General features: G+C 38.1%; 14 protein-coding genes. 4 read left to right on the top strand and 10 right to left on the bottom strand.

Features of this window, described 5'->3' with window-relative positions:
- Window positions 1-10 precede the first annotated feature (10 nt).
- Window positions 11-2,947: a SusC/RagA family TonB-linked outer membrane protein gene (locus V3Z67_RS10445; RefSeq protein WP_330443251.1), complete on the bottom strand. Its 2,937-nt coding sequence runs from the start codon at window positions 2,945-2,947 to the stop codon at window positions 11-13.
- A gap of 383 nt (window positions 2,948-3,330) precedes the next feature.
- Between V3Z67_RS10445 and V3Z67_RS10440 the strand changes: the two genes are divergently transcribed.
- Window positions 3,331-6,237 carry a helix-turn-helix and ligand-binding sensor domain-containing protein gene (locus V3Z67_RS10440; RefSeq protein WP_330443250.1) on the top strand — a complete coding sequence of 969 codons (2,907 nt, stop codon included), beginning with the start codon at window positions 3,331-3,333 and terminating at the stop codon, window positions 6,235-6,237.
- 68 nt (window positions 6,238-6,305) lie between these two features.
- Here the strand turns inward: V3Z67_RS10440 and V3Z67_RS10435 are convergent, their stop codons facing one another.
- The 4 genes from V3Z67_RS10435 to V3Z67_RS10420 form a co-directional block, all read right to left on the bottom strand.
- Window positions 6,306-7,064: a succinate dehydrogenase/fumarate reductase iron-sulfur subunit gene (locus V3Z67_RS10435; protein WP_330443249.1), complete on the bottom strand. Its 759-nt coding sequence runs from the start codon at window positions 7,062-7,064 to the stop codon at window positions 6,306-6,308.
- A 12-nt stretch (window positions 7,065-7,076) separates the two neighbouring features.
- Window positions 7,077-9,086 (bottom strand): fumarate reductase/succinate dehydrogenase flavoprotein subunit, encoded by a 2,010-nt coding sequence (locus tag V3Z67_RS10430; protein ID WP_330443248.1) that lies wholly within the window; start codon window positions 9,084-9,086, stop codon window positions 7,077-7,079.
- Window positions 9,087-9,101: 15 nt separating this feature from the next.
- The gene (locus tag V3Z67_RS10425; protein ID WP_330443247.1) at window positions 9,102-9,941 is read right to left on the bottom strand and encodes a succinate dehydrogenase cytochrome b subunit; all 840 of its coding nucleotides are present in this window, start codon (window positions 9,939-9,941) and stop codon (window positions 9,102-9,104) included.
- A 213-nt stretch (window positions 9,942-10,154) separates the two neighbouring features.
- Complete coding sequence (locus V3Z67_RS10420; RefSeq protein ID WP_330443246.1) at window positions 10,155-11,003, bottom strand: ChaN family lipoprotein; 849 nt, start codon at window positions 11,001-11,003, stop codon at window positions 10,155-10,157.
- A 176-nt stretch (window positions 11,004-11,179) separates the two neighbouring features.
- On the opposite strand from V3Z67_RS10420, the gene V3Z67_RS10415 reads away from it, so the two are divergent.
- Window positions 11,180-12,535 carry a hydroxymethylglutaryl-CoA synthase family protein gene (locus V3Z67_RS10415; protein WP_330443245.1) on the top strand — a complete coding sequence of 452 codons (1,356 nt, stop codon included), beginning with the start codon at window positions 11,180-11,182 and terminating at the stop codon, window positions 12,533-12,535.
- Between the two features lie 5 nt (window positions 12,536-12,540).
- Here the strand turns inward: V3Z67_RS10415 and V3Z67_RS10410 are convergent, their stop codons facing one another.
- The 3 genes from V3Z67_RS10410 to V3Z67_RS10400 all read right to left on the bottom strand — a co-directional run bounded on the left by V3Z67_RS10410 (window position 12,541) and on the right by V3Z67_RS10400 (window position 14,091).
- Window positions 12,541-12,882 (bottom strand): hypothetical protein, encoded by a 342-nt coding sequence (locus V3Z67_RS10410; protein ID WP_330443244.1) that lies wholly within the window; start codon window positions 12,880-12,882, stop codon window positions 12,541-12,543.
- Between the two features lie 152 nt (window positions 12,883-13,034).
- Window positions 13,035-13,595, bottom strand: coding sequence for a hypothetical protein (locus V3Z67_RS10405; RefSeq protein WP_330443243.1), 561 nt, complete (start codon window positions 13,593-13,595; stop codon window positions 13,035-13,037).
- Entirely contained in the window at window positions 13,588-14,091 is a 504-nt protein-coding gene (locus V3Z67_RS10400; protein ID WP_330443242.1) for a hypothetical protein, read from the bottom strand. Before V3Z67_RS10400 ends, V3Z67_RS10405 begins: the two co-directional genes overlap by 8 nt.
- Window positions 14,092-14,196: 105 nt before the next feature.
- On the opposite strand from V3Z67_RS10400, the gene V3Z67_RS10395 reads away from it, so the two are divergent.
- Entirely contained in the window at window positions 14,197-15,489 is a 1,293-nt protein-coding gene (locus V3Z67_RS10395) for an aminopeptidase P family protein (protein ID WP_330443241.1), read from the top strand.
- Window positions 15,490-15,532: 43 nt separating this feature from the next.
- On the opposite strand, the gene V3Z67_RS10390 is transcribed toward V3Z67_RS10395, so the two are convergent.
- On the bottom strand, window positions 15,533-16,729 hold the full coding sequence (locus tag V3Z67_RS10390; RefSeq protein ID WP_330443240.1) for an AbiH family protein: 1,197 nt from the start codon (window positions 16,727-16,729) through the stop codon (window positions 15,533-15,535).
- Between the two features lie 117 nt (window positions 16,730-16,846).
- On the opposite strand from V3Z67_RS10390, the gene V3Z67_RS10385 reads away from it, so the two are divergent.
- Window positions 16,847-17,632 (top strand): alpha/beta fold hydrolase, encoded by a 786-nt coding sequence (locus tag V3Z67_RS10385; RefSeq protein ID WP_330443239.1) that lies wholly within the window; start codon window positions 16,847-16,849, stop codon window positions 17,630-17,632.
- A 29-nt stretch (window positions 17,633-17,661) separates the two neighbouring features.
- On the opposite strand, the gene V3Z67_RS10380 is transcribed toward V3Z67_RS10385, so the two are convergent.
- Window positions 17,662-20,436, bottom strand: a complete 2,775-nt coding sequence (locus tag V3Z67_RS10380; protein ID WP_330443238.1) for a PD-(D/E)XK nuclease family protein — start codon at window positions 20,434-20,436, stop codon at window positions 17,662-17,664.
- Between the last annotated feature and the right edge of the window lie 35 nt (window positions 20,437-20,471).

Below are 20,471 nucleotides of genomic sequence, written 5' to 3'. Positions count from 1 at the left end.
GTTCTGTTAATTAAAGTGATGCCCTGATACCAAAAATTATGTTTCTGGTTTGTGGGTATGTTCCGTAATCTATACCATATACCTGAGTACTGTTTCCTGCAAAGTTCACCTCTGGGTCAAAACCTTTGTAGTTTGTTATAGTAAACAGGTTCTCTCCTGTAGTATATATACTTAGGTTACTAAGACCTATTTTATCGGTAACATTTTTAGTAAAGTTGTAGCTTAATGTTATCGCTTTAAGTCTTAGGTATGATCCGTCTTCAATATATCTTGAAGAAATTCTTGAGTTAGCAATACTACCATCTGTAGATACTCTTGGGATATCAGTGACATCACCAGGCTGTTGCCAGCGGTCTAATACTGCTGTCGACTGGTTTTTAGAGTTAATCATACTTTCGGTCTCAATTCTTGTAGCATTAAAAATATCGTTACCCTGAGATCCTTGGAAGAATATATTAAGGTTAAAGTTTTTGTAGCCAAGATTATTAGTTACACCATAAATAAAATCAGGGTTAGGGTTACCAATTATCTTACGGTCATCATCTGTAGGGTTAAAAGTTGCTTCTCCATCTGCACCTATGTAGTATACATCACCAGTAGCCGAATCTACACCACCCCACTCATATCCGTAAAAAGTACCTACCGGCTGACCTTCCTCAAGGCGAACTGCATCACCTCTTCCTGCAACATTACCTGCAGAAACTGTTTCACCTACAAGACTTGTAATTTTATTTCTGTTGAAAGAAATATTAAGATCTGTTGTCCATCTAAAATCACCATCCATGTTTACAGAACTCACAGCAAATTCAAAACCTTTGTTTTCAATTTCACCAGCATTCATTAATGCTGTATCAAAACCTGTAGATCTTGGTATTGGCACATATAGTAACAGGTCGTTACTGTTTTTCTTATAATAATCGGCTGTGAAACGTATTCTGTTATTAAACAACGCTAAATCGATACCGATGTTAAGTTGCTCTGAAGCCTCCCATTTCAAATCTTCATTCTGGATTCTTCCCGGATAGTTACCCGGCTGTGCAGCTCCGCCAATAGGATAGTTAGAACCCGGAACCACAGTACCGTACCAAGCATAGTTTGCAATACCTGTATCGTTACCTACAAGACCCCAACCTGCTCTAAGTTTTAAATCGTTTACTGCTTTTATATTTGAGAAAAACTCTTCGTTTGAAATTCTCCATCCTGCCGAGAACGACGGGAAGTAACCCCATTTTTGGTTTGGTCCGAATTTAGTAGAACCATCTGCCCTGAAGTTAGCCGTTAAAAGGTATTTATCGTCAAAACCATAGTTTACTCTCGAAATTACAGATGAGTTAACCTGCTCTGTCTTATCAGCAGTAGCCGTAACAATTTGCGAACCCCCGTTTGGAGTAGAGATAGCATCTCCTGCAAAGTTTCTTGTTTCTATACTACTGTTCTCTGCACGCCATTTTTGGTACACTGTACCGGCAAGAGCCTCAAAATGGTGTTTTTTAACATCAAGAGTATATGTTAATGTATTCTCGAAGTTGTAGTAGTTGTTTAACCATGTTTGGTAACGGCTTATACCTTTCATGGCACGTCCGTAACTTGTAGTATAAGGGTTTAGGAAATAATCGCTTTTCGCACTGCTGAAATCGATACCTAAAGCCGATCTGAATTTTAATCCTTTAAGGAAGTTAATTTCGGTATATACATTACCAAAAACTCTTTGGTTTCTGTAACCTCTCTGAGCTGCATCGGTACTTGAAATAGGGTTTTCCCAATCCTGGAACGGGTTACTTGTAAAGGTTCCGTTCTCATTATAGATACCAATGTTTTGCGGAGTAGTAAGCACCCCAAGGATAACACCTCCCTGATTAACGGCAGAGTTATCGGTCACATCAACATCATTATAATCAACATAGTTAAAGTTAGTACCTACTTTCAGCCAGTCTGCAACTTCCTGAGAAAGGTTAACCTTAAATGTTTTTCTTTTCATTTCAGCACTTCTTACTGCACCTTCCTGGCTTACAAGACCTCCGGACATGTAGTATGAAGTTTTGTTTGATTTACCTGAAACCGATATTTGGTGACTGTTAGAGAAACCTGTTTGGAATACTTCATCCTGCCAGTTAGTATCGGCGGTATATAAGTCCCAGTTGGTATTTCTACCCATCTCCTCCATTAAATCTCTATACTGAGCAGCGTTAAGCACATCAAGTTTTTTCCATACACTCTGGAAACCTACATAAGTATCATAACTAATAACCGGTTTCTCTGATTTACCTTGTTTAGTGGTAATGATTACAACACCATTACTACCCTGAGAACCGTAAATTGCAGCCGCCGAAGCATCTTTAAGTATAGACATGCTTTCGATATCGGCCGGATTAAGAGAACGGGTATCTGATGTTACAACACCATCTATCACATAAATAGGGTCACTGCCCCCTGCAATTGAACTTGTACCACGTACACGTACGCTAAATCCTCCACCCGGTTTACCCGAGTTAGAAATAACCTGAACACCGGCTGCCTGTCCCTGTATAAGGCTGCTTACCTGGTTGTTTACACGGTTTTCAAACTTCTCACCATCAATAGTTGCAACTGCACCTGTAATATCTTTTTTATCCTGCGAACCATAACCTACAACAACCACCTCGTTAAGAAGTGTGGCATCTTCTGCCATTCTTACCTCAATAGTTCGGTTATCAATTACAAGAACTTCTTTTGTTCCGTATCCGATATAACTAAATACTAATACATCACCTGCATCGGCCTTAATAACAAAGTTACCGTCCATGTCTGTAGATGCATTAGCCTGCTTACCTTTTACCAGTATATTAACGCCCGGTAGGGTAATACCTGTTGCGTCGTCCACAACACTACCTTTCACATCAATAGACTGTGCGAAAGCTGCGGTCGTAAAACACAACACAATTAAAATTAAGTAGTTTTTGAATCCCATAGATTTTAAGTTAGAGTTATTTAAATTAATGAAAACAACAACTTACTTTGCTATTCAGAATTTCCCAAATGGCCAAATTGAGAAAAGTCCGGTTTTAGTAAAGCCGAAATCGTTTTCGGTTTAATTTTGATAGGTGCCAAATTATAATTATGTAAAGAACAGGGTTAAAAATTGAATACACTTTATTTACACCACTCTTAAAAAAGCACTACTTTTTTAGTTACTTTTTTTTTACAAAAAACTAATAACCAATTTTTTAAAAGAAAAAAATAATTGCGTATTTCAATCTTTTTAATAGCTTTGCTTTCCCTTAAAAAGCTATTTTTACAACGTTTTCGCTTATTTTTATTTAACAAAGTGATGACAAAGCCTTAACAAAGCACATGAAAAAAAACATTTTCTACATTTTCGCCCTCCTTTTTTTTCATTTATCGTTTTTTGGACAGGACTCCATAAAACCTAATCAGGCTTTTACCGGAAAAATAAAACAGTATACCCGAAACGATTTTAATGCCGATCCGCAGTTTTGGACCATGTGCGAAGACAGTAGTGGCACAATTTTTTTTGGTAATAATGACGGGGTAGTAATTTTTGACGGAGAACACTGGCAAAAAATAAATCTGCCTAACAACTCATCTGTCAGGAGCTTGCAAATAGGCCATGACAACATGGTATATGCCGGAGGCTACAACGAGATAGGCACCATACAAAAAGACAATAACGGAAGGTACTTTTACAAGTCCCTGATGGAAGACCTCCAGCTAGAGAACAGAAATATTGAAAACATTTGGCAAATACATGCCCTTAACAATAAACTACTGTGCCGTTCTTTTGATGAACTTATAGTTATTACCGGAAAAACAGCAACGCATATCCCGGCGGCTAATTCATTTATCTACTCTAACCTTGCCGGAAACAGCTACTATATACAGGATGTAAATCATGGCATTTTAAAACTGGACAATAAAGGCAGGGAACTTACTTTAGTATTCCCTTCAACCGAATATAACAACGAGGAAATATCGGCTATACTTCCGGAAGCAGGAGGCAAAATACTGGTAACTGTAAAATCTGGAAACGTGTATGAAGGTAATCCGGAAACCGGTACTATGCAGTTACTGAATAACGTTTTTACCAACCTACCAAAAGACCAAATCATATCGGCCATACGATACTCAGCAGATGCTATTTTTCTTGGAACTTTGAGCTCAAAAATACTGGTAATAAACAATCAGGGCGAAGTACTTAAAACACCTGCGGTATTTCAAAACTTGCAGGATGCTGTAATACATCAACTCTACAAAACAGCTTCAAACAATGTATGGGCCATGCAAAACATTGGTCTTGCTTTTATAGATTTTAAATCACCATACACATACCTGTTCAATAAAGCCTCGGTATACGATGCTCTTGTTCATAACAACACTTATTATCTGGCAACCAATCAGGGTGTGTATTATTCTACACAAAACTCAGGTTCACAGGCGCTTGATTTTAAAAAAGTGCCTAACCTTCACGGGCAGGCATGGTCGGTACAGCTTTTAGACGGAGACATTATTGCCGGACACGATAATGGCCTTTTTAAAATTGAAAACGGACAGGCTTCTAAAATTGGCAATACAAACGGCTTCTGGAAAGCCACACCTATAAAAAATAAAAAAGGCTTTTACCTTGCCTCACAATACAATGGGATTTACCTGTTGGAAAAGAATGAAGGCGAATGGATATTACATAACAAAATAACCGGTTTTGACGAATCGTCACGTGATATTATGGCTTCAGATGAAAACGACACTTACTGGATTTGCCACGGCTATAAAGGGGTTTTCAGGATAAGGATTAACACTACTTATGAAAGAGTAAGCTCTGTTGACCATTTCACCAATAAAAACGGACTCGGATCATCTTTTAACGTGAATGTTACCCGCTGGAAAAACGAGGTTGTATTTACTACCAATACCGGAATATATCGCTTCAATTCCAACAACAACCGATTTGAGCCCCACGCACAACTCAACTCAATATTAGACAGCAGTAAAAACACACGTAAACTTACTGAATATGGTGACAAGACCTGGTTTGTACAGGACGATGAGGCAGGCTACTTTTTTACCAACGAGAAACACCCAAGCCTGCACAAAGACCTTTTCCTGAACCTTAAAGGAAATTTTAACCGTGGCATGGAATGTATTGTAAGCCTTAACCCTAACAAGGTGTTGTTTGGAACCACAACAGGACTGTATCTCTACAATATAGAAAGTAATAAAAACAGCGAAGGTATTAATACTATAATAACCCAAATATCTTATTCAAAAGACCAGGAACTTAAATTATTACCGCTTTCAACCATTGAAGAAGCTACGCTACCTAACCAAACCGATATATTACGTTTTGAGTTTGCCACACCAAAAATGACTCATGGCACCGAGGTACAGTATAGTTATATACTGGAAAATGTGGACAAAAACTGGTCTACATGGCAAAACATTGCTTATAAGGAATACACCCACCTTAGGCCGGGTAATTATAGTTTTAAGGTAAAAAGCCGCAACACCGCCGGACTTACCGGCACCGAGACTGTATACAAGTTCACTATACTACCTAAATGGTATCAAACTACATTAGCTTACGCACTATATATAATAGGTGCTATATTACTTTTATTTATGATTATACGCTACATCAGTAAGCGTATGGAAAGGGAACACCAAAAAAGCCAAAAAGAGGCTCAGCGCACTAAAAAAATGCTGGAACTGGAACTGGAGCAGCTAAAGTTACAACGCGACAAGGAAGAGATTAAACGTGACAAAATGCATCTGGAGGAAGATGTACTGAATAAGAGTAAGGAGCTAGCTAATTACACTATGCTACTGGCAAGCAAAAAAGATATTTTCTCTGAAATTACCGATGACCTAAAGCAACTAAAAGAAAGCGTCAAAAATGAAGACTCCCGTAAAAAGATACTGGAGATGTTCCAAAAGCTTAATCAACATAAAATTGGAGAAGAATACATGGAGGTTTTTGATGTGAACTTTGAAAAGGTACACCACAATTTCTTCGAAAGATTAAAGGAATTAAACCCTACCCTTACCAAGAGAGAACTTAGGCTATGCGCTTTCGTTAAAATGAACCTTACTAATAAGGAAATATCACCCCTGCTGAACATTTCCCTGCGAGGCGTGGAGAACGCCCGTTACAGGGTTCGAAAAAAGCTTAATGTAAACCATGAAGACAACTTTGTTTCCTTCCTGGAAGGCGTAGCCAATGAAGCAGGAGACACCACAGATTAAACAAAAGCACATATAAATAAAAAAGCACCCAATCGGGTGCTTTTTTATATCGATATAAAATGATATTCTTATTTGATACTTGCCACAAGGTACTCTCTGTTCATACGGGCAATGTTCTCAAGAGAAATTCCTTTAGGACATTCAACCTCACAAGCACCTGTATTAGTACAGTTACCAAATCCTTCCTCATCCATTTGTCTTACCATGTTAAGTACACGTTGAGTAGCCTCTATCTTACCTTGTGGTAATAAAGCATACTGAGATACTTTAGCACCTACAAACAGCATAGCAGAACCGTTTTTACAACTAGCCACACAAGCACCACAACCAATACATGCAGCAGCTTCAAACGATCTGTCTGCATCATGCTTAGATACAGGGATTGCGTTAGCATCCATAGTACGGCCTGAAGTGTTTACAGAAACGAAACCACCTGCCTGTTGGATTCTGTCAAACGCAGTTCTGTCAACAATAAGATCTTTAATTACAGGGAAAGCTTTAGATCTCCATGGTTCAACATAAATTGTATCGCCATCTTTAAAAGACCTCATGTGCAGCTGACATGTAGTGATTTTAGTATCAGGTCCGTGAGCTCTACCATTAATGTAAAGCGAACACATACCACAAATACCTTCACGACAGTCGTGGTCAAACGCTACAGGTTCTTTTCTCTCTCCTACAAGCTGCTCGTTTAACTGGTCAAGCATTTCAAGGAATGAGCTGCTTGTAGAAACATTATCAAGCTTGTAAGTCTCTATTTGTCCTTTAGATTTAGCATCTTTCTGACGCCAGATTTTAAGGGTTATGTTTATATATTTTGAAGCCATCTCTCTAGTTTTTTATTTGTAATTCCTTGCTGCAATTTTGATAAACTCATAGTTAAGCTCCTCTTTATGCAACGTTTCTTTATTGATATCATCTCCCTGGTATTCCCAAGCTCCTACGAAAGAGAAGTTTTCGTCATCACGTAACGTCTCTCCTTCAGAATCCTGGTACTCTTCCCTAAAGTGACCTCCGGCAGATTCTTTACGTTGTAAAGCATCCATTGCCATTAGCTGACCAAGTTCCATGAAATCGGCAACACGAAGTGCTTTTTCAAGCTCGGTATTAAGCTCATTAGCAGTACCCGGTACATAAACATCATTATGGAACTCTTTTCTAAGTTGGTCTATCTCATTTATAGCCTCTTTAAGTCCCTGCTCGTTACGGGCCATACCCACTTTGTTCCACATAATGTGCCCCAGCTGTTTGTGGAAATGATCTACCGATTTAGAACCGTTATTGCTAAGGAATTTATCGATTTGTGCTTTTACGCTGTTTTCTGCTTCAGCAAACTCCGGTGAGTCTGTTGAGATTTTACCTGTACGAATGTCGTTGGCAAGGTAATCAGAAACAGTGTAAGGAAGTACAAAGTAACCATCTGCAAGACCCTGCATAAGTGCAGAAGCACCTAAGCGGTTAGCACCGTGGTCAGAGAAGTTAGCCTCACCGGCAACAAAACAACCCGGAATTGTACTTTGCAGGTTATAGTCAACCCAAACACCACCCATGGTATAGTGTACCGCAGGATAAATTTTCATTGGTGTTTCATAAGGGTTTTCATCAGTAATTTTTTGGTACATCTGGAAAAGGTTACCATATTTCTCCTCAATCCATTGCTTACCAAGTTTGATCACCTCTTCATCACTTGGATTATGGTTACCCTGAGCGTAAGCGGTTTGTTTACCTTTGCTTACAATCTCTGAAGAGAAATCAAGATATACACCTTCGTTTGTATCGTTATCCTCAATACCATAACCGGCATCACAACGCTCTTTTGCAGCTCTCGATGCAACGTCACGCGGTACAAGGTTACCAAAAGCAGGATATCTTCTCTCCAGGTAGTAATCTCTGTCAGCCTCTGCAATTTGTGTTGGTTTTAATTTACCTGCACGAATAGCCTCAGCATCTTCTTTTTTCTTAGGAACCCAAATACGCCCTGAGTTACGTAATGACTCAGACATAAGCGTAAGCTTAGACTGGTTAGTACCGTGAACCGGGATACATGTTGGGTGAATTTGTACATAACAAGGGTTAGCGAAGTAAGCACCTTTTTTATGTATTTTCCAGGCAGCTGTTACGTTACTTCCCATTGCATTTGTAGAAAGGAAATAAACGTTACCGTAACCACCTGATGCGATAATCACCGCGTGAGCAGAATGTCTTTCAAGCTCACCTGTAAGCAGGTTACGTGCAATGATACCACGAGCTTTACCGTCTACCTTAACGATGTCAAGCATTTCGTGACGGTTGTACATTTGTACACGACCAAGACCGATTTGTCTTGAAAGTGCTGAGTAAGCTCCTAATAAAAGCTGCTGACCTGTTTGTCCTGCAGCATAAAAAGTACGCTGTACCTGTACACCACCAAATGAACGGTTATCAAGAAGTCCGCCGTAATCACGTGCAAACGGAACACCCTGAGCCACACACTGGTCTATAATATTACCGGAAACCTCTGCAAGACGGTGAACATTTGCCTCACGTGCCCTGTAGTCTCCTCCTTTAATTGTATCGTAAAACAGCCTGTAAACGCTGTCACCATCATTTTGATAATTTTTTGCAGCATTAATACCACCCTGTGCAGCGATTGAGTGCGCACGACGTGGAGAATCCTGAAAACAAAAAGCTTTTACATTGTACCCCATCTCACCAAGTGAAGCTGCAGCCGAAGCTCCTGCTAAACCTGTACCTACAACAATTACATCAATTTTAGGTCTGTTGTTTGGAGCAACCAGTTTTAAATGGTCTTTGTAATCCGTCCATTTGTCTGATATATGCCCTTCTGGTATTTTAGAATCTAACTTCATAGTATTGATGTTGATTTATTTTAGAATAAAGTGAATAAAAACCGGAATAGAAGCAAATAAAAGCGGTACTACTACAGAAAATGCCTTTCCGAAATTTTTGATAAGTGAATTGTATTTTGGATTATTTAATCCTAACGATTGGAAAGCACTGCTAAACCCGTGGTACAGGTGGAATGCTAAAACAAACATTGCAAATACATATAGTATAGTGGCAATTAAACCCCATTTTTCATGTTTAAAGAAATCTACAGTTACTTTATAAAGATCTTTGTAACCTTCTTTAAGTTTTACATGAGCATTAGCATCATAAAACTGAGTTCTGTTCTTAATTTCTATATTACCCTGCTCAACCTGAGCTACAGGCATGTAACCGCCATCTGTAGTAAGGTAAAGATCCTGCTTCATACCACCAACTTCGATTTCAACCTTTTGAAGCGGCATATTTTTATCAAAATGCATTACTGCCCAAAAGTTAACCATATGCGTAACGATGAAAACTAAAATCAAAGTACCTAAAACCGCCATGTTTCTGGAAGCCCAAACCGTATTGCTTGAAGCACTGTTTTTAACATAGCCTACAGGCCTTGCTTTTTTGTTTTGTACTGTAAGCAATATCCCGTCTACAGCGTGAAAAAGGATTGAGAAGTAAGTTAGGTAAGACAGTAATTTTACCGCTGGGTTAGTTGTCATAAACAACGCATACTTGTTGAAATTAAGAGCCGCGTTTTCTCCTGTTGCAAGCAATTGAAGGTTACCTATTAAGTGTCCGATTAAGAACAAACATAAAAATAAACCTGTCAAAGCCATCCAGTATTTTTTTGCAAGCGACGACTTCAATAGTGCAGATTTTGCCATAGTATTTGTGAAATATAGTTTTTTAAAAAATCATACAAAAATAAAGGTAAAAGAAATTAACTACAACCTTTGAGAGCTAATTTATAATCAGTATAAAGTAGGGCGATTTTATGCATTTTTTTCAGTAAAATTTTGCGAAATATCTTTTTAATCTTAAAAAACTTTAAAAAGTACAATAAAATCACAATACGCCTATACATTTTTAGACCTTTATTAATGAGTTTTGGTCATATCCTCATCAACAACCAATATAAAATCGGCTTTTCCCTTGTTTTCTTCTTCCAGCTTCGAGACGGCTTTTTGGGAAACCGACGATATTGTAATCACCTTTACACTGGGATCATTTTGTTTTAGATACCACGAAATTCCTTCAAAATTATCACTGTGATATGTTCCGTTAAAATGGATAAAAACATAACCATCTTTTATATTTTCGGTAATAAAATGCGCCATGGTCGCATCTTTTATAGCCTGCGCCTTTGGCATATTCTCACCACCGTGGCCACCCATCATTTCCATCATCTTTTTATAGCCCGGCAAAGTACCATCATACGGTATTGGTAAAGGCGCTATCCAGCTTTTTTCTTCATCACTAAGTAATTCCAGAGATTCAATTCCCTGCTTATATACCTGACTGGCATACCTACGCGGAACATTGGTAGCTATAAAAGGGATATTATTCTCCTTAGCATAGTCAACAATAGGCTTGTAATCTGTTTTATAATTACTCCATAAACGCGCAACGGTATCAAGCGCTTTCTGGTCAATCTCACCATCAAGATACTGCTGTAGCTCGTCCTGATTATCGGCTTCAAACATCTCTGCCCCTAGTACCAGATATTTTTGCGCAGCCATATCTTTCGTAAATTCCAATTGGAGCCAGTGTACTAACGAATTGTCATGATATTCACCAAAAAGCACTACCTGGGCTTCTCTGGCTTTCTTTAAAAGTTTCTTATAAGTAGTCTTTTTTCCGTCTTTAGTGTACAGTTGGTATGGCTGTTTATCCTGAGCCTGAGTAGCTAAGGCAAAAAACAGCAGTAATGCCAGTAATTTTTTCATAGGATAGTGGTATTTTAAACGGGACCAAATTAAGATATAATACTGTGTTTTAAAATTAATACATTGTAAAATTTTGACCCTGTTTATTCTCAAATCCGCAAAAATGCCGTCTTCAGATAATTTTAAACACATTATTAGACTGGTCTGCGTAATTTTACCTTTCAAAAAAGAATACAATGACTACCGGAATAGATGCTATTGCATTTGATATAGCTAAACTGCACTTACCCATTACTACACTTGCCAAAGCAAGGAATATAGACCCCGACAAACTTGAAAAAGGACTGGGATTATTAAAAATGACATTGCCCGACACTCATCAGGACACTGTTGTTTTTGCAGCTAATGCACTTACCAGGCTTATAAAAGAGAATAATCTTGACCCTAAAGAGATTTCGCGTATATATGTAGGTACAGAAAGCGGTATTGACAGCTCTAAACCCATAGGATCGTTTGTAGTAACGTTAATGGAGCAGTTGCATGGTGAAGGCAGTTTTTCACATTGCGATACGGTAGATTTAACTTTTGCCTGTATAGGTGGCGTAGACGCTTTACAAAACTGTATTGATTTTGTAAGATTAAATCCGGAACAAAAGGCGGTAGTGATTACCAGTGATATTGCCAAGTATGATTTGGAATCAACCGGAGAGTACACTCAGGGCGCAGGTGCACTTGCTATGCTTGTAACCGCTAACCCAAGGATTATTGCCTTTAACCACAAGTGGACTGTTAGCACAAAAGGGGTATTCGACTTTTTTAAACCGTACCGTACCATAGAAAAACAAGCCATAAACGGAAACACTAATAACGATAAATGGTTTGGCAACCTTGAGGCAGAAATTGAAATACACAAAGATCAGCCTGTATTTGACGGACAGTATTCCAACCAATGTTATACTGACCGTACCCGTGAAGCCTACTTTAGGTTTAAGGAAGCTAACAATATTATAGGTTCTCTTTATGACAGATGGGAAAGCATTATAATGCACCTACCTTATGCTTACCAAGGGCGCAGGATGTTTAGTGAAATATTTGCACTAGATGCAGAAACACCTATGGTAACAAAAGGAAGTGAAGACTATACTACTAAACTGAAAGAAATAAGCAAAAGCGACGAATACAGGAGTTTTGTAAATCAAAAAATGCAACCTGCCGAACCTGCATCGTCACTTATAGGCAACCTTTACACAGGCTCTGTATTTATGGGACTATTATCTGCGTTAAGTCAGTATAACGAGAAAGGCAACGATGTTACCGGAAAAACATTCGGTTTCCTTGCCTACGGAAGTGGTTCAAAATCAAAAGTATTTGAAGGGACAATACAAAACGGATGGAAGGCAGCAACAGAAAAAGCTCAGCTTTTTGAAACGCTTGCCAAAAGCCACGAAATCAATTTTGAAAACTATTTGGCTTTACATAAAAAAGAACAGCAAACAAGCCTGCTACAACCTCATAACGAATGGGTTTTAGACTCTATAGAAAAAGAAAAACCTAACTTAACAGGTGCGAGATATTATAAGTGGGTAGAGTAACGCTATTAACGGAATGTATCCCAATACTTATCACATATTGAAAAGAGTTCATCAAGCGAAATAGTGTTCATTTTCTCGTCACAAACCTCAATTCTATTAGCCGAAATCCTTAAAACGCCACCACAATAGTCAAAAGTCTTATCATACTGATTGCATATTACCTCGACCAAATCGTCTTTTATATTAGCACTTAAAATTTCAAGTTCTGCCTGAAAAATTTTTTCAGGCTTAATTACAAGTTCTGTAGGTAAATCAATAAGATTAGGCCATGTTTGAAAACTGAGATGACTAACCTCAAACAGTTTTATGTAAAAAAAACTATAGTTTAAATTTATCAATTCTGCCAAATAGGCACATTCAATTTTCAAATTGAGTGAGGTCATATCCCCACTATATCCAGAAATACACCCATCATGAAAAATTGAAAAAACATTCTCTATATCAGTCATAAACATTTCAAAAGTAAAAAACGTAAAGAAATCATTTATCCTTCATACTCCTAACCATCTATCTCTAAATTAATCATTTCAGCCTGCAAAGCACCATTGATAAAATGAACATCAAAGAAGTAGCAATAATCACTATCAGGCATGCAAAACGTAACAACCAACGGAATTGATTTATCAATAATTTCAAAATCAATCAGCACCGATTGTAAAATCATATTATCATAATCAGGGAGTTTATCTTTAAAATCTTCCTTCCTAAAAGTGATTGTATCCTGTAATTTTGTATTAATAAGATGAATTACTTTTTCTCTATAAAACAATTTCACATTTCTTCCTGAACCTTCAACTGTCTGCTCAAATGACACATTATCTGTAAATTCAGATAAAACCTTAAATGTAACATCACCAAGAAACACAGCCCCTTCATCGTCAATAGATTTCTGCTGAGGCTCATAACGATCCTGTTGGTCAATATTGGCATCGGCAGCAAGAGTGACTGTATCTGAAACAGCAGTAACCGGAACCTCGCTCTCAATAGTTTCTTTTTTCTTCTCACAACCGCAAAGAAAAAGAATAATAACAATCAAAAAGCCTAAATACCTGTTATTCATTTTCAACTTTAAGCTTTTTAAAGTAGTGTTTCTTATCGGCAAAATCTACAAAGTACTCCGGTATGGTATTATTTTTACGGGCATATTCACCATCGGCATAAACCCCATAACCGAAGCCACATTCATATTGCTCGTCTAAAATCTCAATTATCAGTTTATCATCGGTAAAGGTCATACTCCATTTACACCCATCATCAGAATATTGTGTTTTACGCTCAAAAACACCCTTCCCATCAACAATGCTCACCCTGCCATACAGGTCACCCATATTATACGATGGCTCTCCCACTTCAATATTGATATAGAAAAGAATGGTAGAATCGCTCTCGGGGTAAACAAGTACCTCCCCGTTCCCGAAGTCGGTTCCTTCACCATATGTATATTTACCGGCATACTTAACCGTTTCGAGTTCAGCCGGGTCCTTTTTTCTCATTTGCGCCATACCAACTGATGAAACCAACAGGAAAGCAGCTAAAACGAAATACATTTTTCTCATGATGTGGCTATTAATTTTAGTAAATATAAAAAACTCCCTTATTCGTTTAACATTATTTCGTTTTAATCTTAGTACTTTTGGTATTCAAAATAAAAAACGTTTATCATGAAATACCATCAGATAGACCGCAACCTGTTTATAAAGAACCGTAAAAAATTTACGGCAGAAATGAAACCGAAAAGCGTTGCGGTATTCAATTCAAACGATATTTATCCTATTAGTGCCGACAGCACAATACCTTTCCAGCAACACCGTGATATTTTTTACCTGAGCGGTGTAGACCAGGAAGAAAGCATACTGTTACTTTGCCCGGATGCCCCATACGAACACCTGCGTGAAATACTTTTCCTGCGTGAAACAAACGAGCACATCGCTGTTTGGGAAGGAGAGAAATTAACAAAAGACCGTGCCTTTGAAGTATCGGGCATTAAAAGCGTATACTGGCTACAGGACTTTGAAAAAGTACTTTTTGAGGTAATGACTTACTGCGATACCATGTACATTAATACAAACGAGCACTACCGTTCATCTGTACAAACAGAAACACGCGAGGCACGTTTTGTAAAATGGTGGAAAGAGAAATACCCTGCACATCAGGTAGCAAAAAGCAACCCTATACTGCAACGCCTTCGTTCTATTAAAGAAAGTGAAGAGCTTGACTTACTGCAAAAGGCTTGTGACATTACCGAAAAAGGTTTCCGCCGTATACTTTCGTTCACCAAACCGGGTGTAATGGAATATGAGATTGAAGCCGAATTTATCCATGAGTTCATCCGTAACCGTTCTAAAGGTTTTGCTTACGGACCGATTATCGCATCGGGGGCTAATGCTAACGTACTGCACTATGTGGAGAACAACCAGCAATGCCGTGAGGGCGAACTGATTCTTTTTGATGTAGGTGCCGAATATGCCAACTACTCAAGTGATATGTCGCGTACTATACCAGTATCAGGTCGTTTTACCGACAGACAGAAAGAGGTATACAATGCCGTACTACGTGTTAAGGACGAGGCTACAAAAATGCTTGTACCGGGCGCGCTATGGAAACAGTACCATATGGAAGTGGGTAAAATAATGACATCAGAGCTTTTAGGACTTGGTCTTTTAGATAAAGCTGATGTACAGAACGAAAACCCGGACTGGCCTGCGTACAAAAAGTATTTTATGCACGGTACATCTCACCACTTAGGTCTTGATACTCACGACTACGGTTTACTGGTTGAACCAATGAAACCGAATATGGTATTTACGGTTGAACCGGGAATTTATATTCCTGCCGAAGGTTTTGGTATCCGTCTTGAAGATGATGTAGTAATACAGGAAAGTGGCGAGCCGTTTAACCTTATGCGCAACATTCCTATTGAAGCAAATGAGATTGAAAGCTTGATGAATCAGTAACAAACACTGGTTAATTGCGATATAACAGAATAACGGCTCATAATTATGAGTCGTTATTTTTTTCTTTAAACCTTATCTCTTGCGGCAAAGGCTGGCAAAGGGTTTTATTGACAATCTTTTCCCGCATCATTTCTTTTTTATTAAAATGGCGGGATATGTTTTGTATTATCTCTGTATAGTTATCCCAGTCGCCATTTTTATAATAGAAGACTTTTATCGATTTACAGTTATGATGTTCGAATATCTTATTTAATAATATCCTATCAGACAACCCACAGGAATGCCCCATTATATATACCTGAAATATTTCACTTTCAACAAAATCAAGCATATCCTTATAATTTGAATTTTGCAGATACTGAAATGATTTTATGTTACGCAGATACTCATTATCATCCTTATTCTCAATCTTTTTGTAATCATCATCCATTTCATCTCCAAAACCAAAATTGATTTTATTCTCAGAATCATTTAACCTACCATGAATTTGGATTATTCTGCATCCTCCATATATATGAGGAAAAGTATTCATCGCTTCACAATAATTATCAGCCGTAGACGTATAATTAAAATTTAAAAACAAACATTTCTCTCCTTTTTCATTATCGTAGCTTAATTTACTTTGACTTAAATTTCTTTTTACCTCTCCCTGATCTCTATAACTAAATTCTTTTAAGTACAAATCAGTTTTTCTGGTTTGAACGTCGAATAATTCTGTAAGTAGATTTGAATTTTCAGAAGGTGATTTGAAGTCAAACCTTGAATTTATATTTTCATTTAAATATTGTTCCAAAAGATTTTTTACCTGCTCAAACTCACGATTAAGCTTCTTAACTTTAACATCATCAAACTCTTCCAAACATCCTTTCAAAAGCCTGTAGTATTCATTTTCAATATCAACCCAATTTTTAATTGAAAAGTGATCATTAATTGATTGAAAAAAACTATTCCCAAATCTAACCCTTAAACTAAAACTACTATTTTTATTCATTTTACATTTAATTAGAAAAGATTTGAATTCTTTATAATTCTTTATTCCGAGAAACCATTCTAATACTTCTCTTGAATGTTGAGATTTAAAAGTTAATGCTAAGGAAAATAAGTCATCATCATAGGAGATTCCTTTATTATTAACATTATTAAAAACATTAATCCAATAGTCATTAATAAAATGATTGTATCCGGTTGGTAAACCATGCGCAAGGTCAAATCCATTGCCTATAATAACGAGTCTGTTCATAGAAAAGGTGTGTTAGGTATTTCAAATATACTTATTTAACAAAACTTTACTTGCTCTTTTCTATACAGATAGATTAATTTTGCATTCAATTACCCCTAATCCCTCACACAAAACAAGTTGAAACATATTCACTATAAAAACTCCACCATAAGTTATACCGATACCGGAAACGGCCCTGTGCTTGTAATGTTGCACGGCTTTTTGGAAAACAGCAATATGTGGGAACACTACATAACCGAATTCTCAAAACAGTACCGTGTTATTACTGTAGATCTTTTGGGACACGGGCAAACCGACTGCATAGGTTACATTCACACTATGGAAGATATGGCCGATGCCGTATATGCCGTACTGGAAGAGTTGGAAATAACCCAAGCTGTTTTTACAGGACATTCCATGGGTGGATATGTGGCGCTGGCAATAGCCGAATTGTATCCTGATGTGGTTAAAGGAATCGTATTGCAAAACTCGACCTCAAAAGCCGATAGCGAAGAGCGAAAGCATAACCGTGACAGGGCTATTAATGCTGTAAAACAAAGTTATGCCAACTTTGTTCGCCTTGCCATTGCTAATCTTTTTAGCGAAGAAAACAGGGAACGCCTAACAGCAGAGATTGAAATGGTGCGTAATGAAGCTCTTAAAACTCCGGTTCAGGGAATTGTTGCCGCACTGGAAGGCATGAAAATACGTAAGGACCGAGAAGTACTACTACACACTACAGATATACCTGTACTCCTGATATTAGGTAAAAAAGATCCGGTAATGAATTATCAGGACAGCCTTAGCCAACTGGACGGTACTAACGTAAAACTTATAACCTACCACGATGGACACATGGCGCATATAGAGAACAGGGAAGCCCTTACAGCCGACCTACTACAGTTTTACAAAGCAATTCTATAATCCACTACACCAACAACAAATAAAGCACTCTAATCCAGTTTTTCCTCAAAAGGAACACTAGGGTTAAGAATTTCATTTATCAGCCCTATAAGCTCTGTTTTAAACTCAGCAAGCATATCAGTATCAATACTACTAATAAGCGGAGCGCTACGTTCTGTACCTTCTTTAAAACTAAAGTTCATAAATCCGGTTTTCATATTCTTGAAGGATATGATTCCCGCTTCGGTTTCCATACCATTTACGTTAGGTTCATACATAAAAGCATAGGTAAGCAGCTGAATTATCTTTTCATTTTTAATATCGGCAGGTAGTCCTTCCCATGTTTTAAGCACCAGGTTGTTTTTCTCCACCTTACCCGTTTTGTAATCCACTATCCTTATTTTCCCGTTGCGTTGTTCAATACGGTCAATATTACCCGATATTTTTACCGCATAAGGCAGCCTGCCGTCTTCCAGCCAACGCTCAAAGGTTTCTTCCAGCGCCAGTACCTTTACAGCATCGCCTTCCTCTATCAGCCTTCGTTCCTGTTTGAGCAAATTGTGTACATTTCGTTTTGCTACCTCAAAAGCGAGCAGGTTACGTCCTTTTTTAATCTCCCCTTCCTTGTACACCAAAACAAACTGTCGCATTACCTCATCATCGGCAAGAGCCTTCATTCCGTCTATATCCTGAACGGTAAGGAATTTACCCAGAAAAGGTTTATAGAGTTCCTCCAATGCACCGTGAATAATGGTACCTAACGTATTAAGAGCAATACTTTCCTCTACCTCATCTACCTCACGGATACGCAAAACCCTTTGATAGTAAAACTGTATTGGATTACGGATGTACCCTGTTAATGCCGATGGCGAAAAACCTCTACCCGTAGCAATCTCCTTTAGCCTCTCCATAACCTTGTCTGACTTTTGTATCAGCATAGGCTCATAAGCCTTATCAGGCAGGTAGGCATTGTAAATTGTACTCTCCAGATTATGCAACGGTTTTTTCTCAATTTCAAGCTGTGTCAAAAAACGGCTGCGTTCCCCTGCATCAAGTCCTTCACTTTCGGTATTGTATAACAGATAGATATTTTTTGCCCTCATGAGCAAATGGTAAAAGTGGTAACTGTAAATCGCGTCCTTTTCCTTGTAAGTAGGCAATCCCAGTTCCCTTTTCACATCATAAGGGATAAATGAGTTTTGGGTTTTCCCCGACGGGAATTTCCCCTCATTCATTGAGGTTATAATTACATTTTCAAAATCAAGCACACGACTTTCCAGCACCCCCATAACCTGCAGTCCGGTTAACGGTTCCCCTTCAAAAGAAACCTCTGCCAGCTCCACCACCTGTTTGTAAATGGTATAAAGTACGGCTAGGTTATTCAGTTCCGGGTGTGAGTCGGCATAATTAATCAGTTTATTAATCACCTTGAATACCGAATATAAAAAGGCTTTGGCTATTTTTTCTTCCTCATCGTCATTACCCATAAACTGTTTAAGCAGCAATAATATATCTGACAGTCGGCTTAATACCGATTTCACGTCATTATCCCATCGTTCAAACAATAAAGTGAAGAAAGGCGAAGCCTCTCCCTGTATTTCAAAGAGTTTATTGAGCGAGAAGAAGGTAATATTGTTTTTATTGATTACATCTACCAGGTAAGATGCCCCCGAATGTGGTTCCACCAAAGGATGCGTAAGCACATCCAGTACCTCCCTGTAATACAGTGTATAACTGGTTTCACTCCTGTTAATGGCATTGGTATGCATTTTAAACAGTTTCTGGACAAGCAACTGTGCCGGATTATTCTTACTACTATAGCCCATAGTAATGTTAAGACTCCCTACACTATTTGGCAAACTATACAGCATCGGGATAAGCATATTCTCCTCCCCCAGCACCAGCGCTGTTTTATCCAGCCCGTGACCTTCACCTTGTAACTTCTCTACAAGCTGTCCTGCTATTTTTGCCTGACCAACTGTTTTTGGTGTACCGATAATTTTTATATTCTTTTCTTTGCTAAAATCATTAGCAATCCATTCAAAAGGCTGAGTATGATATTCCCTCCAGGATTGCTTAAAGCGTCTTATAAAGAGTCCTGCATCGTGATATGGGTCGTTTAAGAAAGTCTCATCTATATCCCAATAGATCTCGGCCTGTCCTGCCGAAAGCAAATGCCTAATAATACGCTCTTCGGCAGCATTAAGTGCATTGAACCCGGCAAAAATCAGTTTATGTTTTTTAAAGGCATTAGAAAAATGGTTGATATTCCCAACAGCTTCCCTATACACTAATCCCTGATAGCCTGCCTCTTTTTTAAGCAGATGCTCATAGAGCGCATCATAATACACCGGTAACAGGTTCCAAAACTCCAGATAATTCTCTATCATGGTAGTCCTGTTCTCCATATCCAGTGACCAGTGCTTAATGTCTTCTATATCCTTAAGATAGGAAAGTACGTGTTTAGGATTTAGCAGATAACGGTCAATCTCGTTAAAATCCTGTAGCAGGGTTTTACCCCAGTTGGCAAAATTTTCAAAAGGCTGCTGCTTTTCTTTCTCCGTAAGCCCAAGATAAACCGAATAAAACTCAAACAGCAGTTCAATAGGATCTATAGCCCGAACACCCGAAACGTTTTGCACAAAATCTTCTATACTGATAATCTCCGGCGCAAAAACAGTTGTAGTAAGTTGCCTTTTTAATGCCTCTAAAAGAAAAACCTTCGCCCTTTTATTAGGTAGTACGATAACAATATCCTGAAGTTTATCAGGGTAACTGCTTACTATTTTTTCACTTAGCTTATCAAGAAAAGTATTTTGTGTCATGGTATAAAAATAAAAAAACGCCCCGGAAAAACCGG

It is taken from the genome of Flavobacterium sp. C4GT6 (assembly GCF_036347315.1).
Lineage (GTDB): Bacteria > Bacteroidota > Bacteroidia > Flavobacteriales > Flavobacteriaceae > Flavobacterium.
The sequence above is the reverse complement of the archived record's forward strand: the minus strand, read 5'-3'. Positions and strand labels throughout refer to the sequence as shown.